At 49.4% G+C, this 22340-nt stretch carries 19 protein-coding genes and 1 pseudogene; 3 read left to right on the top strand and 17 right to left on the bottom strand.

The window, feature by feature from the left end; genetic code table 11:
• Positions 1-5: 5 nt before the first annotated feature.
• The 7 genes from cbiT to DWY89_RS00475 all read right to left on the bottom strand — a co-directional run bounded on the left by cbiT (position 6) and on the right by DWY89_RS00475 (position 8338).
• Positions 6-572, bottom strand: a complete 567-nt coding sequence (cbiT, locus tag DWY89_RS00505; RefSeq protein ID WP_117795550.1) for a precorrin-6Y C5,15-methyltransferase (decarboxylating) subunit CbiT — start codon at positions 570-572, stop codon at positions 6-8.
• A 39-nt stretch (positions 573-611) separates the two neighbouring features.
• Positions 612-3683: a cobyrinate a,c-diamide synthase gene (locus tag DWY89_RS00500; RefSeq protein ID WP_118524282.1), complete on the bottom strand. Its 3072-nt coding sequence runs from the start codon at positions 3681-3683 to the stop codon at positions 612-614.
• Positions 3676-4359 (bottom strand): precorrin-3B C(17)-methyltransferase, encoded by a 684-nt coding sequence (cobJ, locus tag DWY89_RS00495; RefSeq protein WP_118524356.1) that lies wholly within the window; start codon positions 4357-4359, stop codon positions 3676-3678. Before cobJ ends, DWY89_RS00500 begins: the two co-directional genes overlap by 8 nt.
• A gap of 29 nt (positions 4360-4388) precedes the next feature.
• The gene (locus tag DWY89_RS00490) at positions 4389-5732 is read right to left on the bottom strand and encodes a cobalamin biosynthesis protein (protein WP_118524281.1); all 1344 of its coding nucleotides are present in this window, start codon (positions 5730-5732) and stop codon (positions 4389-4391) included.
• A gap of 19 nt (positions 5733-5751) precedes the next feature.
• On the bottom strand, positions 5752-6525 hold the full coding sequence (gene cobM / locus DWY89_RS00485) for a precorrin-4 C(11)-methyltransferase (protein WP_118523386.1): 774 nt from the start codon (positions 6523-6525) through the stop codon (positions 5752-5754).
• A gap of 23 nt (positions 6526-6548) precedes the next feature.
• Positions 6549-7781 (bottom strand): cobalt-precorrin-5B (C(1))-methyltransferase CbiD, encoded by a 1233-nt coding sequence (gene cbiD / locus DWY89_RS00480; protein WP_118523387.1) that lies wholly within the window; start codon positions 7779-7781, stop codon positions 6549-6551.
• 323 nt (positions 7782-8104) lie between these two features.
• Positions 8105-8338 carry a hypothetical protein gene (locus DWY89_RS00475; RefSeq protein ID WP_022358715.1) on the bottom strand — a complete coding sequence of 78 codons (234 nt, stop codon included), beginning with the start codon at positions 8336-8338 and terminating at the stop codon, positions 8105-8107.
• A 128-nt stretch (positions 8339-8466) separates the two neighbouring features.
• Here DWY89_RS00475 and DWY89_RS00470 point away from each other — a divergent pair, with 128 nt between their 5' ends.
• Positions 8467-9882 carry an alanine/glycine:cation symporter family protein gene (locus DWY89_RS00470; RefSeq protein ID WP_118524280.1) on the top strand — a complete coding sequence of 472 codons (1416 nt, stop codon included), beginning with the start codon at positions 8467-8469 and terminating at the stop codon, positions 9880-9882.
• Positions 9883-9948: 66 nt separating this feature from the next.
• Here DWY89_RS00470 and DWY89_RS00465 read toward each other — a convergent pair whose 3' ends face one another.
• Both DWY89_RS00465 and DWY89_RS00460 read right to left on the bottom strand, forming a co-directional pair.
• Entirely contained in the window at positions 9949-11127 is a 1179-nt protein-coding gene (locus DWY89_RS00465; RefSeq protein ID WP_118524279.1) for a phosphoribosylaminoimidazolecarboxamide formyltransferase, read from the bottom strand.
• Positions 11128-11333: 206 nt separating this feature from the next.
• Positions 11334-12047 (bottom strand): IMP cyclohydrolase, encoded by a 714-nt coding sequence (locus tag DWY89_RS00460; protein WP_117795557.1) that lies wholly within the window; start codon positions 12045-12047, stop codon positions 11334-11336.
• Positions 12048-12626: 579 nt separating this feature from the next.
• Here DWY89_RS00460 and upp point away from each other — a divergent pair.
• Entirely contained in the window at positions 12627-13256 is a 630-nt protein-coding gene (gene upp / locus DWY89_RS00455) for a uracil phosphoribosyltransferase (protein ID WP_022358719.1), read from the top strand.
• A gap of 347 nt (positions 13257-13603) precedes the next feature.
• Here the strand turns inward: upp and DWY89_RS00450 are convergent, their stop codons facing one another.
• The 6 genes and pseudogenes from DWY89_RS00450 to DWY89_RS00425 all read right to left on the bottom strand — a co-directional run bounded on the left by DWY89_RS00450 (position 13604) and on the right by DWY89_RS00425 (position 18600).
• Complete coding sequence (locus DWY89_RS00450; protein ID WP_243022638.1) at positions 13604-13861, bottom strand: hypothetical protein; 258 nt, start codon at positions 13859-13861, stop codon at positions 13604-13606.
• 7 nt (positions 13862-13868) lie between these two features.
• Positions 13869-14006 (bottom strand): annotated as a pseudogene (locus DWY89_RS14480) (UDP-glucose 6-dehydrogenase); the annotation flags it as partial.
• A gap of 543 nt (positions 14007-14549) precedes the next feature.
• Positions 14550-15026 carry a hypothetical protein gene (locus DWY89_RS00440; protein WP_118524278.1) on the bottom strand — a complete coding sequence of 159 codons (477 nt, stop codon included), beginning with the start codon at positions 15024-15026 and terminating at the stop codon, positions 14550-14552.
• Between the two features lie 56 nt (positions 15027-15082).
• Positions 15083-15775 carry a hypothetical protein gene (locus DWY89_RS00435; protein ID WP_118524277.1) on the bottom strand — a complete coding sequence of 231 codons (693 nt, stop codon included), beginning with the start codon at positions 15773-15775 and terminating at the stop codon, positions 15083-15085.
• Positions 15768-17609, bottom strand: coding sequence for a recombinase family protein (locus DWY89_RS00430; RefSeq protein WP_118524276.1), 1842 nt, complete (start codon positions 17607-17609; stop codon positions 15768-15770). Before DWY89_RS00430 ends, DWY89_RS00435 begins: the two co-directional genes overlap by 8 nt.
• A gap of 10 nt (positions 17610-17619) precedes the next feature.
• Positions 17620-18600, bottom strand: coding sequence for an AAA family ATPase (locus DWY89_RS00425; RefSeq protein WP_118524275.1), 981 nt, complete (start codon positions 18598-18600; stop codon positions 17620-17622).
• 249 nt (positions 18601-18849) lie between these two features.
• Between DWY89_RS00425 and DWY89_RS00420 the strand changes: the two genes are divergently transcribed.
• On the top strand, positions 18850-19191 hold the full coding sequence (locus DWY89_RS00420) for a helix-turn-helix transcriptional regulator (protein WP_118524274.1): 342 nt from the start codon (positions 18850-18852) through the stop codon (positions 19189-19191).
• 234 nt (positions 19192-19425) lie between these two features.
• Here DWY89_RS00420 and DWY89_RS00415 read toward each other — a convergent pair whose 3' ends face one another.
• Positions 19426-19821, bottom strand: coding sequence for a hypothetical protein (locus DWY89_RS00415; RefSeq protein ID WP_118524273.1), 396 nt, complete (start codon positions 19819-19821; stop codon positions 19426-19428).
• A 216-nt stretch (positions 19822-20037) separates the two neighbouring features.
• The gene (locus DWY89_RS00410; RefSeq protein ID WP_118524272.1) at positions 20038-22338 is read right to left on the bottom strand and encodes a recombinase family protein; all 2301 of its coding nucleotides are present in this window, start codon (positions 22336-22338) and stop codon (positions 20038-20040) included.
• Positions 22339-22340 lie beyond the last annotated feature (2 nt).

Below are 22340 nucleotides of genomic sequence, written 5' to 3'. Positions count from 1 at the left end.
TTTCTTCACGCTTCATTTCCTCCCAGTGATATGATATAGATCGGATTCTGCCCTTTCATCAAATGACTGGAACCAATCTTCTCCGCTTTTGCAATCTGCATGGACAGAATCTCCGCCTCTATCCCGCGCTCTTTCAGGTAACTCATAAGCACTGTCAGGGACTCCAGCGCAATCAGATTGATCACAATCCGGATATCTGGGTTCAAGCGGAACAATTCATCCAGAATCTCGCGCATCTGTCCGGTTGTTCCCCCGATAAATGCCCGATCCGGTCGGTGAACACTTACCTGTGCAAATGTCTCCGGCGCCTTTCCCGGCACGATCGTGACCGCCTCTGTTCTGGCTTTCTCACAATTTGCCCGGATCAGTTCAACCGCCTCTTCCTTATATTCAAACGCACACACATGAATCCCCGGACAGCTTACCGCCGCTTCCACACTGACAGAACCCGTTCCCGCGCCAATGTCCCAGAACTCACAGTCCTCATACAATTCCAGCTTGGACAATGACACGGTCCGCACCTCACTCTTCGTCATCGGGACCTTGCCCCGGATAAACCATTCATCTCGCATTTGGTACTCCCCATTTTCTAGATTCTCATATAAATTCACTCAATTGATATATTTTTTCTGACTCCCTTTGGCACATACATCCAGCCATTTTCGCAAAAAATCTGGACAGGATGCATAATAGAGATGCGGAAATCCGCCAATCTGTCCTCCCTTTTCATGGATGCAGCGCCAGCTTCGGTTTCCGGTCGGTTTGACTGCTTCCCAGTCGGTGCCCGGATCTTCGCTCTCCCAGTAATGGAACTCATGCCCGTGAATTTCCTGACCGGATGAGGTCAGCAGACGCACATAGCCAAACCGGCGCAGGCGGTTCGTCCGGTAAGCGTCAAATGGATAAACGCCAGCCATTTCCCAGTGTTTTCCATCGCTTCCTTCAAGAGTACGGTGTAAATATAAAAATCCACCGCATTCCGCCAGAAACGGCATTCCCGCCGCAATCGACCGCCGGATACTCTCACGCATCGCCGCGTTCTTTGCCAGCTCCCGTGCATAATTCTCCGGATAACCGCCGCCAAATAAAAGCCCATCCACTCTGTCCGGGATTTTTTTATCCCTCAGTGGACTGAAATAAACCAGCTCCGCCCCCATCTGTTCCAGAAGGCGGAAATTTTCCTGATAGTAGAAGCAGAATGCCTCGTCACGGGCAACACCGATGCGGACGCGCGAGGTGACTTTTTGCTCTTGACATGCTGGGAATTTCGCTATACTTTCCGCCTCCATTGATTCGTTTTCTGCTTTTTCTTTCTCTTTGTTTTCTATCCTCAATGGAAGCATCCCTGCCACTTCCAGCACCCGCTCCACCGCGATCGACTTTTCCATCTGATCTGCCAATCGCCCGATCCGCTCGCGCAGCCGATCGATCTCGCCCGGCAGAAAAAGTCCCAGATGGCGGCTTTCCATGCGGTATTCCTCGGATTCCGGCAGATAACCAAGCACCGGAAGCCCCGACGCCTCTTCCACGGCTGCTGCCAGCCGCTCATAATACATCGAAGAAACCCGGTTCAAAATCACTCCGGCAATATGGCTTTTTTTCCGGAAATGTAAAAATCCAGATGCCATTGCTGCCGCCGACAAGGATGCGCCCTTACAGTCCAGCACCAGAATCGCCGGCGTGTCTGTGATCTCTGCAATCTCCCAGCTGCTGGCGGACGTTTCTGTTCCGCCCAAGCCGTCATAATAGCCCATGACACCCTCTAAAACTGCAATTCCCGCCTGTTCTTCCCGCACTGCATCCACCAAAACCTTCCGCACGCTTTCCGCCGGCAGAAAAAAGCTATCGAGATTTCGCCCGGGAATGCCGAGCACATAGCGGTGAAACATTGGATCGATATAGTCCGGTCCACATTTGCACGCGATCGGATTCAGACCGCGGCGGCGAAGGATTTCAAGCAGTCCGCAGGTCAAAAGAGTTTTTCCACTGCCGCTTTTGGGGGCGGCAAGCATGATACGTGGAAATACTCCGACAGAATCTGCAGAAAGCAAACGTTTATCTTCTTGTTCAAACCTTTTCAGCTGCTTTACATTCTTTATTTCATCCGTGACTTCCAGCAGTATCAAGCTCAAATCCGCAAATTCCAATTTTTTCATTTCTTCCGCGGTTCCGCTCCGGATCTGCTCTTCCGGGTACGATAAGTTTTCACCAACCGTCACCTGTACATTTCCATATCCCGCCTGTGTCAGACGTTCACAAAACTGTCCAGCTCCATTTTTGCCGCCCATGAGAATAAACGCACGCTTAGCCGGTTCTTCTGGATCACACAGACGTTTCATCACCCGATCGACAGACAATTCTCTTCCATGTGCGGAATAAATCGCCGCATCTTCCCAGTGCGTCCCCAGGCGTGCCGCCAGATAACTGACACAGGATGTACCCGGATAGACGGTAAATGGATAACCAGCTTCCCGCAGCCGCTCTGCCATCCTGGATGCCCCGCTGAAAAAGCCGGTATCACCCGAATACAGGATGACCGCCTGCTTCCATTCCGGGTGCTTCGATACAATCTGTATCACATCGTCAGGAAGATATGCTTTATAGCACTTCGTTTCTTTTTCCACCGCAGCCGCTGATTCCTGTCTGTTTTCAGCTTTTCCTTCCTTGCTAATCAGCAAATCATTCTGCAGCGCTCTCTCCGCGGATTCCAGCATACGCCCCGCGCCAATCAAGGCGTCACTCTCTCGAATTGCCCGAAGGACTTCCCCTGTCATCTGGGACGGCTGTCCCATGCCAATTCCCGCCAGAATCAAATGTGTTTTTAACTCTCCAACCTTCCCCTCATCCGCCTTCTTCAGCACCTCCATCGCCTCTTCCAGCGAAATGCCATCCTCCTCCGGTCTGCGGATCACAACCACTCTGGTTCCATTTTCACGCGCCGCTTCCACCTTTTCCTGAAATCCGCCCGCACGCCCGGAATCTTTCGTCAATAGCCACTCCGCTTTTGTCTGTCGGAGAAATAGCGTATTCATTTCGGTGGAAAAAGGTCCCTGCATCGCAATCAGATGGCTGCCAGTTATCCCCAATTTTTCACATTTCTTCAAAACATTCGAAGTTGGAAGCACTCTCGCATACACCCGTTTTTGATAATCTGGTATCTGGCACAGGACTTCCAGTTCTTTACTGCCGGTTGTGGCAAAAATCACGCCGGAAACAGAAGAAAGAAATGACACTGCCTCCTGAATGGAATCAACCTCGACCCAATCACGTGCTTTGTTTTGTTCGCCCTCTGCGCGCAGGCACCGTTCCAGGCGGACACCGATCCGTCCGCACGCTTCCTGGATTTCTTCTGAAACAAGTCTGGCATACGGATGTGTTGCATCGATCACAAGATGAATCCCCTGGTTTCGGATAAATTCTTCCATCTGGTAACGATCCATCCGTCCACGTAAGACTTTTATCACTGAGGATGCCTGAACCGTTTTCAAGTTTTTCTTTGCAAGGCAAGTATTATGGTTCAAATCTGGATTCCCTGCATTCCCAGACTCCATCAGTTCCTCCTGCAAAAGCTCCTCTCCATACTCCGAAGCCACGCTGACCCACGCCTCAATCTTTTCCCGGCTGCAATATTCCGCCAGCAGGCGCCCTTCTGTCGTTCCTCCAAATATCCATATTTTACACATCGCGGTATCCCCTCGGTGTCACCAGACATCCATTTAACATCTGCGTTTCCTTATTTCCAATAAATACGGTCGTAAACATATCCACCTGCGTCTTTTCCAGTTCTGCCAGTGTCAGAAGGTGCACCGCCTCGCCCTCGCGGCCAATATTCTGTACATATCCGCAGGCAGTCTCACCACTTTTATACTCTAAAAGAATCCGGCAGGCACGCTCCAGATAATCGTGGCGTTTCCGGCTGGATGGATTGTAGAGGCAGATAATAAAATCCGCTTCCGCCGCTGCACGCAGCCTTTTTTCGATCACTTCCATCGGCGTCAGAAGGTCACTCAGGCTGATCACCGCAAAATCATGTCCCAACGGTGCACCAAGAATGGCTCCACCTCCCAGCGCTGCCGTCACTCCTGGAATTACTTCCACGTTCACATCCGGGTATGCCTCTGCCATCTGCAGCACCAGCCCCGCCATGCCATAGACGCCGCTGTCCCCACTGCAGATCATTGCTGTTCTCCGACCATCCTGTGCCGCTTTTAATGCCATCTCACAGCGTTCCTTTTCCTGGCGCATCGGCGTTGTCAGAAATTCCGCCTGTGGATAAAATTCTTTTACCAGGTCCACGTATACCGTATAACCGATGATCACCTGGCTTTCCCGCAAAATGCGGTCTGCCCGGACCGTCATCTGTTCTCTCGCCCCCGGTCCAATTCCGATCACGTATAATTTTTTTTCTTCCACTGCTGCCTCCTTACTTGCTCCGATGCCGGAACCGCTACTGCTGCCGTCACACCGTTAAACGCCATTTTCTGCACTCTCAGATCGATCGCAGGCAGATTTTTCTCATCCATCTCCCGTTCCCGGTAAATCCGGCGCACCCCCATGACGGCTGCACGCTCACAAACATTTCCTACCCCTACTGTCTTCCGCACAAACGGCGATTCTGCAAACTTCGTACCGGCACTCTCCAGCTCTTCCGGGGTAAAACTCCACAGTTCCACATCCCACTCCTTCGCAAGCGCCAGAAATGCCATCTCATTTTTCTTCCGATCCACCGTTGCAATCGCCCGCACCGCACTTTTATCAATCATCGCCCGAGAAAGTGCCACTCTTGCCATCTCCCGGACAGCATTCAGGGACGAATCCCGGCGGCATCCCATTCCAAGAACAACCGTTCGCGGATACAGGCGCAGAAGTTCCGGCGTACCTGATTCATTTTCCGGCTCATAACTTTGCTCTTTCTTCTGCTCACTTTTCTGCCCAAGCGATCCTATATCGGATTTTCCGACAGACATATCTATCTCAGCCGCCTTCGCCGAATCGCCGGTTTCCACTGCCACTACCGCCGCTGCTTTGGCTGCATCCCGCTGTTCCTTCTTCTCCTGCAGCCCAATCACCATATCCCGGCGCACCAGAGACGCTGGGGCATTTTTCGGGCATCCGCCCTGTTTCAGCGTCACATAGATGTTTTCCTTCTGCCATACGCCCGGAGTAATCTCTGCCGGAACGATTCCATCTACTGGATAATCACTGAAAAAGCCAATTTTTTCACCTCGCAGCTCCGCCGCAGAGATTTGTTTCGCCAGTTCCCGGTCACTGATTACCAGCTCATTTTCCGCTGCAAATACATCAACTGCAAATGCCTGCCGCAGATCCGTTGCCGTCGTAATTACCGGTTCTGCCCCCAGAATCTGCGCCGCTGCCTCTGCCAGTTCATTGCATCCGCCCACATGTCCAGACAAAATCGGGATCGCATAACGCCCCTGCTCATCGATCACCAGCACCGCCGGATCTTTCAGCTTATCCTGCACCCACGGCGCAATCAAACGGACTGCAATCCCCGCCGCCCCGACAAACAAAATTGCTTCCTTCTCCTGAAATGCTTCCTTGACCACCTGTTTCAGCGGTTTCGAATGTTCGGATCCTGTATAATCTAAAAAGTCAAACGCCTCTTCCATCTGCTGGCTTAATTTCTCCAGCAGGCGCGTCGCCGTCTCTTTTCCCTGTGCAGTAAAGCAAATGCAGATACCGTTCCTGACCCGAAGTTTCAACTGCTCCATTTATAACAATCCCTTTCTATTACTCATATACAAAACCATCCGTCCCCTGACGGAATTCAGTTGTGAATTCTGGCGCATATAAACGTGAGCGCTCGTATCCTGCCTGGGCAGTCACATCCCCGACGATAATCAGAGCTGTTTTTTTGATATTTTCCTGCTCTGCCGCCTCTGCAAGCGTGGCAACCGTGCAGACAACCCGCTTTTCATCCGGCCAGGTCGCTTTGTACACGATCGCCGCTGGCGTGTTCGCCTCATATCCGCCTTTTATCAGCTCTTCCGAAAGCTTCTTCAGCATTCCCGTGCTTAAAAATATAACCATAGTCGCATGATGCGCTGCAAACGACGCGATGCTCTCCCGCTCCGGCACCGGCGTCCGCCCCGCCATCCGGGTGATAATCACGCTCTGCGAAACGCCCGGCAAGGTATATTCCAGATTCAATGCAGATGCCGCGCCGCAGAAAGAGCTGACGCCCGGACATACCTTATAAGAGATATTTAACTTGTCCAGCTCGTCCATCTGTTCCCGGATCGCACCATACACGCAGGGGTCGCCCGTGTGAAGCCGCACCGTCATCTTACCCGTCGATTCCGCTTCTTGGATCTTTTCGACCACTTCTTCCAGCGTCATTTTCGCACTGTCATAGACAACGGCTGATTCTTTTTTATAATCCAAAAGCTCTGGATTGACCAGAGAACCTGCGTAAATAATCTGGTCTGCCTGATTCAAAAGGCGTGCTCCCCGCACTGTGATTAAATCTGGCGCTCCCGAACCAGCTCCGACGAAATATACCATATATGTGATTTCTCCTTTTTTATTTAATATTCGAATCTCAACTTTTCGTAATTTACGATTATTCTATCTATCATTACTTCCATGCCTCTCTCCATCTCCAGCAGCTCCCGCACATACGCATCCGCCCCAGCTGTCCGCGCCATCAGTCCATAATTGCTCGAAAATAGCATTACCTCCGTCTGAACGCCGCTCTCTTCTTCCAATACCGCTTTGACCTGATTCGCTACCTGCTCCATGACCTGTTTCAGATATCCATGTTCATATAGGAAATCTGCCGCTTCCTCAGTCGTATTCATCGGCAGCAGGGCATCTGCCTCCGGAAATCCAACGGTCCGCGCGCATGCAGACAAAATCTCCATCCGTCTGTCACCATACCGGGAATGTGTATTCATCACACCACCTGCCACTTTGACCAGTTTTCCAACATGCCCTGCCAAAAGCGCCTGGTGAATTCCTTCCTGTGAAAGCATTTTAAAGCTGGTCCCGATAAAATTACTGCACTTGATGAAATTTTCCATCGAAAGCCCGGTTTCTTCTTTTAAAAATCGTTCTCCATAATTGCCTGGCGCCACTGCCAGCAGCGAAACATCCTCCTGGGCGTGCACCCGGATATCCAGCCGGATCGTCTCAACCAATGCCGCCTCACTCATCGGGTTCACAATCCCAGTTGTTCCAAGCACCGAGATACCACCGATGATCCCCAGATGCGGGTTAAACGTTTTCTCCGCCAGCTCCCGCCCGGAAGGGATAGAAATCTCAATCCGCAAAGGTAACTCCGGCATGCCCGCCTCCCGGCGTGCCAGAGCCGCCTCCCGGAAAATAGCCGTCCGCGGTACCGGGTTGATCGCGTAATGCCCCACTGGACACGAAAGACCGTCCCGCATCACCATGCCGATGCCCTCGCCGCCGGTTACCTCAATTCCCGGATACGCCGGGTCTGTGTAACCGCTTTCAGTTATGCTATCATGACAAGCCAGAACGGCCCGTGCACAAACCAATGTCCCATTCGTCACATCCGGATCGTCACCGGAGTCCTTCTGTACACCGCATACTGCGCTATCTTCCTCCCGCTCTGCCCGGACAATCGGCAGAATCGCCCGGACGCCGGAAGGTGTCACTGTCTCTGCCGCCGCAGGTGCTTCCCCTGTGCAGAGAAACAACACCGCCGCCCGCGTACACGCCGCCGCGCAGGTTCCGGTCGTAAATCCGGTTCGAAGTTCCTTTTTTTCATCTGTCTGTTTCTTTTCCGTCTCCATCTGCCTCCCTGTATGCCATTTTCTGCCTGAAGATTCTTCTGTCCATTATAGGAGATTTACACCCGACTTTCAACTTATTACTATTTATCTTTATTTAAAATTCCAGTAACAATCCCTCATTTTCCCCTTGCACTTTCCTCAACTGTGCGGTACAATACGGAATATAAATAAGTAGATTTAATTACATATTCAAGAAATAGTTATTATAAACGTGCAAGGACAGCTAACATGTAAATATAAAAAACCGGAAAGATCTTCTCTTTCCGGCATTTTAAGTCTCACACACTTTAAAACAATACAGTTTTAAACAACAACGTGAAACATTATTTGGTACGGACAACCAGATGGGCATTGACATACTCCCAGGAGTATGTGCCCGCTTTGCCGCCATCCTCAATGAAAAATGGAGTTACCATCTTGTAGCCTTCATCCATCATCATGGTTGCAGCTTCCAGACATGATTCCTCTTCGTTTTCAAAATCAACATTAATGCATGGATTCTCTTCCATGGAAGGATTGTCCTCATTCGGATCTAAATGTGCAATTGCGTACTGCATATGAATTCTCCTTTTCCTTATGATACTGAGAGTCTGAAAACTCCCTGCCACTCATTATAACTATCTTTCAATCAATCGTCAAGCACCTGCGGGCGCACCTTTACTATATAAAATTTTGGGGTGAAAACATGAATACAATTATCAATTTAATCGAAAAAACCTACTATTTCCTCTGGGGTGACTGGATTCATCTGCCGCTTCCTGGCGGAACAACCATCAACCTGCCGCTTCTGGTTCTTCTGCTCGTCCCGACCGGTATCTTCTGTACTATCCGGACGCGGTTCCTGCAGATCCGAATGCTTCCGGATATGCTGCGCGCGCTGCTGGAAAAGGCCGAAACCGGACACAAAGGCGGCTCTCTCTCCGCACTCCAGGCACTGATCGTGTCAACTGCGACCCGCGTCGGTATGGGAAATCTTGTCGGTATCGTTGCCGCTCTCTCCGCCGGAGGCGCCGGTGCGTTGTTCTGGATGTGGGTAACCGCGCTGCTCGGTTCGGCAACCGCTTTCATCGAGGCGACCTTAGCCCAGCTTCACAAACAGCCGGATCCGCTCTACGGCGGTTACCGCGGCGGTCCTGCTTACTACATTCACGACTGGAGCAACAGCAAACGCCAGAAACAGGGAACGCCGGTTTCGAAGAAAAATCTTCTCTCCGTACTGTTTGCGCTCTCCGGTCTGATCTGCTGGTGCGGTATCAGCCAGGTCATCAGTAATTCCGTGACCTCTTCTTTTAAGAATGCTTTCGGCATCCCGCCGATCTACTCATGCCTGTTTTTAGTTCTCCTTGCGGCAGTCATCGTTCTTCGGAAAAATGCCTCCGTCAGGGTTCTGGATCTGCTGGTTCCAATCATGGCAGGCATTTACATTATCCTGACCCTGTTTTTAATTATCGTGAACTTCCGCCAGCTTCCAGGCGTTTTTGCCCGCGTTTTTGAGGAAGCGCTCGGTCTGCGCCAGGCAATCGCAGGCGGCTTCGGCGCCGTATTGATGAACGGTGTCAAACGGGGACTTTTCTCCAATGAAGCAGGAAGCGGTTCCGCCCCGTGTGCGGCAGCGACGGCAGAGACCTCCCATCCTGCCAAGGTCGGACTGATGCAGGCGATGGGCGTTTTCATCGACACGCTTCTCTGCACCTGTACAGCCATGATCATGCTGCTGGTCCCGGCTGATAAAATCTCCGGTCTGGAGGGCATGGATCTGCTGCAGGCGGCGATGAGCTGGCATTTCGGGGAATTAGGCGTCATTTTCATAGCCGTAATCCTGTGGCTGTTCAGCTTCACGACCTTCATCGGCATCCTCTTCTACGCCCGCTCCAATGTGAGCTACCTCTTCGGAGACACCTGGGCCGCCCAGACGGCGTACAAGATTCTCGCCCTGATCATGATGTTTGTCGGCGGACTGACCGCCTACACCTTTGTCTGGGATCTCGGTGATGTCGGTGTCGGTCTGATGACCGTCTTCAACCTGATCGCGCTGATTCCGATGTCGAAAGAAGCGCTTGTAAGCCTGCGGGATTATGAGGCAAAATATAAGAAATCATAGCCACTTTATTTCGAAATAAAAAGGGCGTGTGAAAAAAACGAGAGTTTTTTCACACGCCCTTTTTCATTAATGATGGAACAGACGAATTCCCGTAAATGCCATTACAATGCCATATTTATTGCAAACCTCGATTACATTGTCATCACGAACCGATCCGCCCGGCTGTGCGATGTACTGAACTCCGCTCTTGTGCGCGCGCTCAATGTTGTCGCCAAACGGGAAGAATGCATCAGAACCAATGGTTACACCCTTCATGCCGTCCAGCCATGCGCGTTTTTCCTCACGGGTAAATACCGGCGGTTTTACCTTGAAAATTTTCTGCCATGCGCCCTCTTCCAGCACATCCATATATTCTTCTCCGATATAAACATCGATCGCATTGTCGCGGTCTGCACGCTTGATTCCATCCACAAACTGAAGATTTAACACCTGCGGAGATTGGCGCAGATACCAGTTGTCGGCTTTCTGACCTGCCAGACGGGTACAATGTACACGGGACTGCTGACCTGCGCCGATACCGATCGCCTGTCCATCCTTCACGTAGCAGACAGAGTTGGACTGTGTATATTTCAGGGTAATCAAAGATACGATCATGTCGATCTTCGCGTTATCCGGCAGCTCTTTATTCTCAGTCACGATATTCTCCAGCAGCTCACGGTTGATTGTCAGATTATTTCTACCCTGCTCAAAGGTCACGCCAAATACCTGTTTGCGCTCCACCGGAGCCGGTACATAATCCGGATCGATTTCAATGACATTGTACTTGCCATTTTTCTTTGATTCCAGAATCTCCAGCGCCTCCTTGGTATATCCCGGAGCAATTACGCCATCCGATACTTCTCTCTTGATGATGCGCGCCGTATCTGCATCGCAGACATCCGACAAAGAAATAAAATCGCCGAAGGAAGACATGCGGTCTGCACCTCGTGCTCTGGCATATGCACACGCAAGCGGAGATAAGTCTCCCATATCATCGACCCAGTAAATCTTACGCATCGTCTCGTCTAACGGAAGTCCTACCGCTGCACCTGCCGGGGAAACATGTTTAAAAGAAGTTGCCGCCGGAAGCCCGGTTGCCTCTTTCAGTTCTCTTACCAGCTGCCAGCCATTGAACGCATCCAGGAAATTGATATATCCCGGTTTGCCGCAAAGTACCTTGATTGGAAGCTCACTGCCGTCCGCCATAAAAATGCGGGACGGTTTCTGGTTCGGGTTGCATCCATATTTTAACTCAAGTTCGTTCATCTTCATTCCTCCTGTATACCCATTTAAACGCATGATTCAAATGCTGTTTCAAGTCGAACGTCCGTGAGACTTAGCGCGTGATTCTGGTCAGCGAAGCTGACATATTCTTTACAGAATCACTGCGCATCCTCGCAGAGCGTTTATCTCTGACCTGTTTTCATTTTCAGACGGTTTTTGACTTTTTTTAACTATTTTCCAGTCTGTTCCTACTTATTTTTATTAATGATCTTCGTCTGTGTCTCTCTGGTCGCAATATCAATATAGCGCACAAACAGAGATACCTTATTATCCGGGTTCAGATTCTCCCAGAGTGTCGCTGCAAACTCATCCAGGCTGTCCGGAATCTCGATCTTTTTCGGCTCGCCCTCGAAGCTCGGAAGCGGATTGCCGTCGTGCATATAGGTGTGGATGAAATGTCCCTCGCCTGCAACCGGCTTCTCATACGCATATGTATAACGATGGCAGGAATCCGGATTGCCGTCGTTGGATTTCAGAATCGACAGCGCATAGTTGTAACCGCCATCCTCGATATGCAGGATACCGGAAATACGAGGTGTGTAGTTCGGCGCATCCGGCTCAAACTCGCGGCTTCTGAGGGACTGCTCAAAGGTCATCTGGCGATCCATTCCCTCATAAATCGTATCAGTCTGATCGCCGTTGGTCACGATCGTTTTATTTCCCAGCACACGGACCGGTGCATAGATAATCAGACTCGGATCTTCCAGCTTCGCCGGATCAAATGCCTGTGTGCGGATGCCCTCACCTTCTTCTACAAACACACGGTTGCGGCTGTTCTCGCTTCTTCCCATGATAAAGTATGCCGTAACCGCCTTCTTTCCGTCCGGCGTCCGTCCAATGATAATTCCGCGTCCCGGATAAGAATTGTTTTTCAGTTCCTCTGCTATCGATACAGTCTTCATAATGGCAAAGCTTCCTCCTTCATTGTTGTGCAATAATTCACTACTTTATATTTTACCACATTCTATTCTCATTTCCAGTTAGATTTATTGATTTGTTTTCAGAAGTATTACTTATATATAATACTGGTATTATTTTTTATTCTAATAAACATATAAAAGCACCTGCATTCTTTTACAAATGCTCTGCACTACTTCATGACAAACCGCTCTTTTACCGAGTTACTGTTCACGCATACGTGCCCAGTAACGGAATTTGCCGTGGCTTCGCATTTAAATACGGCAAATTCCTGCTGCCACCACGTTTTCTTACGGCACTTTCAGTTCCAAAAGTGCCTACCCCGGAACAGTAACTTTACCGATGCTTTTTAACAAAATACATCATAAAACAGACTGTTCAATCTGTACAATTCGGTGTATAATTAAAGAAAATATGCCATCAGGGCGATACATTTCACATATGTATATAGATTTTGGGAAATGACGGCATGAAGATAGCACAAAATTAGCAAGCGGTCTGCGCTATGCACCGTTACGAAAAAACGTTCATCATCAAAATTCAAGAAAAGGCAGGTTATGAATATGAAAAATGTAACAATTCTCGATCACCCGTTGATTCAGCACAAGATCTCGCTCCTCCGCAACAAGAACACCGGAACCAACGAATTCCGTTCCCTGACCGATGAGATTGCGATGCTGATGGGCTATGAAGCGCTTCGCGATCTTCCGCTGGAAGATCAGGAAGTAGAAACTCCGATCGAAACCTGCAGCACTCCGATGCTGGCTGGTAAAAAACTTGCCGTTGTCCCGATTTTACGTGCCGGTCTCGGTATGGTAAATGGTATTCTGGCACTCGTTCCGTCCGCAAAGGTTGGTCACATCGGACTCTACCGCGACGAGACAACCCATGAGCCGCACGAATACTACTGCAAGCTGCCAACCCCGATCGAACTGCGTACCATCGTTGTCACCGACCCGATGCTGGCAACCGGCGGTTCCGCAGTGGAGGCAATCGACTTTATCAAAGCACGCGGCGGAAAGAACATCAAATTCATGGCAATCATCGCTGCTCCGGAAGGATTAAAGAGACTGCATGAGGCACATCCGGATGTCCAGATCTATGTCGGTCATGTCGATCGCTGCCTGAATGAAAACGCTTACATCTGCCCAGGTCTGGGGGATGCAGGGGATCGGATTTTTGGTACGAAATAAATCAGAGTTGCCAACCTTCTCGGCATATCAGCAGACGACCTTCTCGTAGACAGTCTGACACACTCGGCTTCCACTGCCGATTCCGAGATTCACCGTCTGCTTTTGGACTGCAACACACTTGAGCAGGAGATTCTCACCCGAATGGTAAAGGAACTGAAAGCGATTTTATACGGATTGGGAGTATGATTTTGTAACCCGTTGACCACATAACACCAAAACCCGCATAAGCCACAACTGCACTTCGGAGCATGCCGGGGTGCTGTCTGTGGTTCATGCGGGATGAGGCAAAAAAAGAAGCCCACCAGCGTACTATGTAGGATTTACACGGTACGCCAGTGGGCAAATCTTTATTTTAACAGATCTGATAAACTATATTCACCTTTAGGAATATTTGCGGTTCTACGGTACTCTTTTATTGCATTAACTAATGTCAGTGGATTACTAAAATAATCTTTTACAAAATCATACGATTTCACATTATGCATACGAAGATCTGGTTTACAGAATTCACTCGGTTTCTTTCCTGAACGCTTAAATCGCTCATAAGCTCCTTCGCTATGAATAATCAGCATCTCTATCTCCGGAGCAGTAATAACATTGATCACATCAACCTTCTCTTACACTTGCCGTATAACCCACAGGAATCGTAGACTTGATAACCATAATGGCATTAGGGTTATACTCCATGACCAACTTGATTACAGCTTCAACCGCAGACGTATCAAAGTGCTGGGTCTTGCTGTCATAGTTTCTGCACTCAAATTTGTTCGGAGAAGTTGCTCGACGGTGGCGTATAAAGCTCACTTATTGCCATATGTCGCTACATACCCGCTTTTCCGGGCATAAAAAAGAAGCCGCCGATTATTGACTAATCGACGACCTCAAAGTACATCAGAGCGTGAAATATTCACTTTTTTCTTTATAAGTGATTAAGCTCACTTATTTCAGTTTGTAATGATTTTCAGTGATTATAATCACTTATTTTTACCAAATGATAGCCTCATCCAAAACTCTGGGCGGCGTAAAAAGCTCACTTTTTCTAAGTGAACATAATCACTTATTTCCAATAGCCATAAGTGAGCTTAATCACTTATTTTTATCGTTCATAGGTACAAAAGTGATTTTATTCACTTGTTGAGTAGACTTGTCAGGAGTGATTATAATCACTGTTTTGTTGAGTAGACATGTCCGCACTGTCTCCTGCCCACCCGGTCACCTTCCACCTTGCTACCTTGCAAGCATCCTGGATTCTGACCCGATTGGCTGCCTTTTGCCGACTTCGCCACACACCTCTCACAGCGCCCCACTGTCGCGTTTAATTGGCGAGGCCGAGGAACTTTCCGCAGCGGACAATTCTTCGCCACACAGGGGCTTTGTGGGGCTTGGATTTTCGTCCAGAGCTTTCCCGTTTTCCACCAAAAACGGAATGTCCAGATCGAAACTCACAAGTTGCTGTCTGGGGACGTTTTTCCCCTCCAGACGATATGTATTGTTCCGGTTCCACCGCATGTCCCGGTAGATCATCCGCACCAACGCCACGCACTTGATCTCGCAGCTGTTGCTCACAGTCAGCTTCGGTGTCTTATGAGCTCCTGCATCCTCAGCCGTACAGTTCTGCACAGCTACCTGTTTTGCCTCTCGGTTGTACAGAAAGCGATAGTGGGTTGGCCAGCCTAATGCTTCCAACGTGCTGCGGAAGATTGTGATCCTTCCATCCTCAACATTAAAAGTCAGACCCAGCATCCGCTGGTTCCATATTCTTTCGTTCACTACTCTCCCCTCCTTAAAAATGGGCGCACTTCCCCCTTGGAATCCTAGTGGCCGTTTTAATCAAGCCCGGTGTCGGGGACGGTCTTACCCGTCAGCATCCCCACTGATACATAGCCATCCATTTGCTTAACTTCGGATTCTTTCAGATGTTCTTCTACAGGTACGCCAAAAGTACCCGCAATATCATCTGGGTAAAATCCCTTTCTGGTATTTGCAGGCTTTGTCTCTTGCGCATTTTTCTGGTCTGTTCCATTTTTTCGTTTCTGGCCTTCATGGAAGATCTCCGGAACAAGCAGATCAAAAACATACAGAGTTTCCCCTTCAAACGAAATTCTGTACCCAAGCATCTTATACCGGCATTCGGTATCCCAGCCCATTTCCTTATACACCAGTTCTGAAAACGGTTTGCAGGTCATTTTCCGGCTTTTTCGCTTGTCTGGCTTGGCAATGCACCAACGCAGGGCATCCTTGTCATTTTCATCACAGCCGCGTACAACAATACGCTTCAAATCACTGTTGAACATGACGTGTACATAAACCACATCTTCTAGCCCAGTGATGCAGGCCGTGTTAAATGTGATGCTGTCCTTGCGGATCACGATCGCAGGGTCACGAAGATGTGCAAACAGCTCCTTCCGCACGACCTGGTATCCGTCATAGGAAAATGTACTTTCTAATTCTTCCGCTCTTGCGTCTCTATCATTTTCTGCCTGCTCTTCTGGCGGCATGGCGTTCGTATTTTCATTCATCTGTGTCAGTCCATCCTTCCATTATTTTTTCCGCTTCATGGAGCAGAGCGTTCAGACCATCTGCGGTAAAAGTATTCATTTCATCTATCTCTGCTGCCGGCCGGAGTACATCCCAGTTTCCAGAGTAATTCTCCTGCTGTAAAATCCCGACCTGTGCAATGCTTGTGATCGACTTTCCAAAAGTACCTGCCCATTCTGGCGGGAAAATGTAAATCGTTTTTTTGACCGTTTCGCCCTCTGCATCCTCGGTGTTTTCCTTTGGTGGCAGAACGATTTCTTCAACCTTGATCATCTCCGGCTCATCCAGTTCAAAGAGCATCAGCTTATTATCGCCGTCCTCCACGAATTGCCCACGGAACCGATAACGCAGGTCTTCATCCCACTCCATGATGTCAAAAAGAGTCTTTGCCAGGCCACGGCAGCCAAGTGTGCTGGCACACCAGCGTCCTTCTTTCAGCCGACCCCAGCGGATCGCATTGGGATTGCTCTTTTCACACGGACGGATTGCAATGCAGCGGTCAACCGAATTCAGGAGCAGTTCTACATACTCTACATCTTCAAACTTTTTCAGGCAGGCTGTATTAAAACGCAGCTTGCCATTGGAGATCGTCATAGCCGGATTCTGTAAAGTAGCAAAATACTGTGCCCGCACAACTTCATATCCTGTCAAATTAAGCCGATTTTTCACATCACCCACAACAGAATCATCCGGCTCCCGAATCACACTTTCAGATGCTTCCCGGTATTCTTCAGCTGAAAATCCTGTCCAGTCCTTATCAAAAGGCACATATCCGCGTAAGATTCCATCATCCACCACACTCAGGACTGGCAGCGGGCGATTTTTCTTTGTATAACTCCGGGATGCCCGCAGATGATTTGCCGCATTATAGACTTCCCTGGACACGATTGCCTCATGATGATCTCTCTGCCGGTACTGCGTCCGGTCGTTGTTGTTTTTCTTTGATTTATGCGTCAGGAAATTCGGTGTAAAGGTCTTCCTTGCCAATACATCCCCACAATGGCGTTCATTAGCAATGACTCCTGCAAGAGTGCCGGGATTCCACTCCGTGTTCCCCAGTTTTGTCTTCCGGCCATAATCTGTCAGTAGCTCTGCAATCTCGGTGAAAGAAAATCCATTCAGGTACAGATAGTAAATCACCTTCACCGTCTGTGCTTCGTCCTGATTCACCACAAGGCTGCCATCCTCGTCCTGGTCATATCCGAGCAGGGCCGGCGTAAGGAACAGTCCACGGCTGAACCTACGGTCAATGGACCAATTCATAATGATAGACTTGGAATGAGATTCTTCCTCTGCCACGGATGCCAAAATCGTCAGGATCATGCGCCCGTTACTGTCCAGTGTGTAGATGTTGTCCGCTTCAAATTTTACACCCACGGGCGGGTCAAGATTTTTCAGTGTTTCAATGACGGAAAGACAGTCCACAATGTTTCTGGCGAAACGGGCGATGGACTTTGTGAGGATCAGGTCAATCTTTCCGGCCTTACAGTCCTCGATCAGCTGCTGCATTCCTTTGCGATGCTCCAATGATGTACCGCTGATGCCTTCATCATCATAGATTCCAACGAATTCCCATCCCGGCTGTGCCTTGATATAATCCGTGTAATAATTTTTCTGAAGTTCATACGAAGAAGTCTGTTCATCATTATCAGTGGAAACACGGACATAAGCGGCAACACGACGGATAGAGGTGCTTTCTCCAAGCCCCTCCACAGTTTTTGCCGGGATAACTTCCAACTCAGAAGTATCCACGCCTTTATATCTGTCTCTGATTCTCTGCTTGCGGTCTGCCGCTTCTGCTCCACTGCTTATCATTTGCTTCCTCTCATTTCTCCGGCTTCATGCTCCAGTACCACTGTCGCATCTTCCGGTAACTCCGGATGCCGAGTTCTTTCTTTGTATTTTCTGCTGTCCTGCGGCTGATACCTTCATCGCTCATCCGCATATAGATTTCTCTAGATCTCATGTCACCCCCGGAAAGCAGCTTCTTGATCAGATACGCCGCCTTCTCAGATTTTGACTCAAAAACTGGTGTTTCCGGCTCCGCTGATGGATCTGGCTTAATTTCACACTCCAGCCATTTGAAGCCCTGCTCCGCTGTTATCGAGAATTTGATTTCACCATCTGACGGAGCCAGACTGTTTTTTATCTGCCGCACAATGCGGATATCTGACTTCTCCGCATCCCGTTCTACTTGCAGGACACTCCGGGCGGCTGCAACAACATCGATGCTGCCAAGGCTCCGGTAAAGGCCCTTTGTTCCTTCTTTTTTATTAAGGTGTCCGATCAGCACAATGGCACAGTCATACATAGATGCCCACATGCCAAGGCGCTGCATCAGCCTTCTGGCTCTTCCTGCAATCTGGAGGTCGGAATCACTTCCAAGATATGCCTGTATCGGATCAATAACTACCAGCCGCGGCCGGAATTCTATAATAGCCTGCCGGATGCGCTCATCATCCAGTGTCAGGCCGCTGTATGTTTCTTCATTTATGAAGGCCACATTCCTGCAATCTGCCCCACATTTTTCAAGCCGGGGCTTAATGGTATCTGAAATGCCATCTTCTGAGCACTGGTAAATAGCCCTTTGCGGCATTCCGATGGTTTTACCATCTGGCAGGGTTCCTCCCTTAGACAGCTCGGCTATCAGGTGCATCATCATTGTGGATTTGCCATCACCGGGGTCACCTTGCAGCAATGTGATCTTTCCAACTGCTATGAATGGATACCACAGCCAACGAACAGAAGTCGCCTGTACATCACTGTATAATGTAAGAATCCCTTTTTCTCCTTTGTTCGTCATCATCGTCCCTTTCTGTACGCAGTCTTTTCTACATTTATATTATAAGGTTTGATTGATGATTTGACTGCTACCTATCATGTAGCACGTTTCGCATTTTGCTACATACCAAGTAGCAAAACAGCCTTAGACCACATAACAGATAGAGGTGTAGCCCTTTGCGGCCTTAGAATTTCTGTAATTAAGTTGCTATGTATTTTTCTCTGCGGGATAATCGTAACTGCCTTATGCGGGTGCACATAAGGAGGAACATACATGGCTATTGATTATGAATCTTTAGGTAAACGTATCGCAAACGCACGTAAACAGACCGGAATCACACAGGAGGCACTCGGTGAACAGCTTAATATGACCCGAAAACACATCAGTGTTATCGAAACCGCCATTAACCGTCCCAGTCTTGATACACTGGTTGATATTGCCAACGCACTAAATGTCTCAGCAGATGATCTTCTTGTAGACAGTTTGACGCACTCCGCGTCCACTGCCAATTCCGAGATCCACCGTCTGCTTTTAGACTGTAATGCAATTGAACAGGAGATTCTCACCCGGATGGTAAAGGAGATGAAAGCAATTTTATACGGCTTAGGAGTTTGATTTTATAACTTGTTGATCATATAACAAAAAGGCCCGCATAAGCCACAACTGCACTTTGGAACACGCCGAAGTGCTGTCTGTGGTTTATGCGGATAAGGACAAAAAAAGAAGCCCACCAGCGGACCATGTAGGAATCTACACAATACGCCAGTGGGCCGATAAGTTTCAATTATGCACTTCTTTTCTCATCCAGTTCTTTTATCTCATCAACTGCAGACTTCTTAAATTCCTGTATTATCTCTCTCCCCGCCTTAGACACCGATAAGCATCTTCGATAAAACTTATGAACTCCTCGCTGGCACACTCGATCAGGCATTTTCCATCCACGGCTTTCAACTTTTCCATAACCATTTCTGCCAGTGCACCCCGACGCTCTCTCATCTTCTGATTAGCAAATGTCACTGACTCATCGATGAATGCAGCGTACTTTGCACCATCAATATTGCTTTGTACTGGCACGCCTTCGCCACTGTCAAGCCGGATCACTTTTGGCTCATACACAGCCCTCACCTTTCTCAGTGCCTCTGCCGGCTCCATGCTCTGGAGATATAATTTCATAGCACCGGCCGCCACAATCTCATCAGCTGTTGCGCCATATTTCTCTGCCAGCATCCCAGCTACCTCATTCATTTCAAACACTCCTCGCTATGTGTATTTTCTGTCGTATGTGTATTTCTCGCCACCCACAACATATAACAGGATTCTGCACATAGCAATCCTTACGGGTAAAAAAGCCAAGACAAAAAAGCAGGCAAAATAGCAGCACAATAAAACCTTAAAAACAAAAAAAGCCCTGCCAGATGCAGCCTCAAAAAGCCACACCCGGCAGGGTCCTGTCTCCTTCCATCACACCGCTTCTTCCCTCTCGCGCTTCGCTGCAGTTGTCAGGTATCTGCGGTACTGAATGCTGAATCCGTACACCTTATAAGGAGCGTCCACATAGACCACATTGCCGTCCATGTCACTCCGCTTATAGCCCATGAAGCTGTCAAGCGTTCTGCGGTTGCCCTTTGAGGTCAGTGTCACACCGAAGTTTGTCTTATAGGTTGCCACATCCCCCTGCAGTACTCCGCTCTCAACAAAAGCACAGTAGATGCCTTTTTCAAAGTGGAGCATATCTGGTGCTTCTGCGATCCGCTCAGGAGTCAGCTTGAGCCTGCCCCTGGTCACGGCAGACACCCGGCCCTCGATGGGCTTGCCGTCTACATCTCTCAGAAGACTTCCCTGTACATCCAGGCCGTTGACTCTTAACGGCATTCCGCCTGCATTGGTATCCGGCAGTTCTTTCAGGCAGGCAAGGAAATATTCAAAGTTCTTTTTCATGATCGCCAGCACGCCCTGTTCTTCCTCTATCGTCTGCCTTTCCTGTTGGAGTGTTTTCAGCCGTTCCTGCAGGTCGTTCACAAGCTCTGTATAAATCTGGGCTTCCGAGCCTTCCTCCGTTTCTGTCCCATAGAAGCTTACTCCGATGCTTCCTGGTGTCAGTCCGCTTCGGATGTCCAGGTCGATGTCGTCAATAGTCACCTCCCCGTTGGAAAGGGCTTCATTCAGTTCCACATTCTGTTCCAGTGCAGCTTCCCGAAGCGCCGCCACCTGATGGCTGATGGCATCCTGCAGGCGTTCTTCCATCTCCTTGATCTGATTTTCCACCGTTGCCATCCTCTGCACCGAGATGCTGTTGTTATTCGCCAGCCGGACAGCCTGCTCATAGGCATTGTCAAACATCGTCACGATCATGGAGGCATCTCCGTGTTGTTCAAAATCACGCTTCATGCTGTAGAGCAGTTCCATGAAACTCTGCTCCAGCGCACACTCATGGTAGCGTTCTGAGGGGCAGCGCTTGTTTGCAGCTTCCTTTTCCTCATCTGACATGCAGCCTTTCTTGCTCCGGCAATACGCTTTCTGGTCGGGAGAACCGTTCTTCGGCGGCTCACCGTCCCGCTCCCCGACCTTACGCTTGCACCGCCAAACGGGATACGAATAAGCGTATTTTTCCAGATACTCTCCGGTATCCTCACCAGTCGCCTTAAGACTCCGCTCATCGCTGTAACCATTTGCCACACCCGTGTAGGTTGTACGGAAGAATCCTTCCCCGCAGGGTTTTCCGGCATCCGGCCCATTCTCCAGGATCGCACCGCAGCGCAGGTTTCCAAACGGAGAACCCTTAATGCTCTTTACCTTTTTCTTGCCGGGGCCTTTCGTCATGTCTGCCCTCGGCTTCTCGAACAGCATGGTCTGCACTTTGTCCCAAGTCACACGGTCGATGATACCCACATGATGGTTCTTCACATAGTAGCGGGGTGCTTCGCCCTTGTTGATGCTTGAACGGTGGGTAAGGAAGTCTTTGGTGATGGTCTTCTGCATCTCGATGTCGCCCACATACTTCTCATTCCGCAGGACGATCAGGATCGAGCTGGCACTCCATTTCTTTCCGTTGACCGTGAACTTTTCCATCTGGTTCAGCTCCAGTGCGATCTTATTCGCCGTCTGGCCTTTCACGAAGCGGTCAAAAATGTACCGGATGATCTCTGCCTGCTCCGGCACGATGACCCACTGCTTATTTGCCCCAAGCTCATATCCCAGCATCCGTTTCAGATTGATATGCGGGACACCAGACTGGAACTTCTTCTGGATGCTCCATCGGATGTTATCGGAAATGGAACGGCTCTCATCCTGTGCCAGTGCAGAAAGAATCGTAAGGATCAGCTCACCTTTGGCATCCAGTGTGTCGATGTTCTCTTTCTCGAAATAGATACCCACGGGCGGCTTCAGCTGCCGAAGCTCACGGGTACAGGTCAGGGAGTCAATAGTGTTTCGTGCAAATCGGGAAATGGACTTTGTAACGATGTAGTCCAGCTTTCCATCCATCGCATCTTTTATCATGCGGTTGAATTCCTCTCGATGTTCCCGGTTCGTACCAGATTTTGCTTCATCCGCGTAGATGCCGGCAAAAATCCAGCCGGGCTTCCGGGTGATGAGGTCTTTGTAGAATGCTTTCTGTGTCGTGTAGGAAGTCTGCTGACTCTCATCTCCCGTGGAAACACGGCAGTAAGCCGCCACACGGATGTTGCTCTGGCTTTTCAGCTGCCCGCCGTTCTGTACCGAGCGCACACTGGCGGGGATCACATCCACTTTTTGTCTTGTCATAA

The sequence above is a fragment of the Clostridium sp. AF27-5AA genome (genome assembly GCF_003478415.1).
Classification (GTDB): Bacteria; Bacillota; Clostridia; order Lachnospirales; family Lachnospiraceae; genus Otoolea; species Otoolea fessa.
The sequence above is the reverse complement of the archived record's forward strand: the minus strand, read 5'-3'. Positions and strand labels throughout refer to the sequence as shown.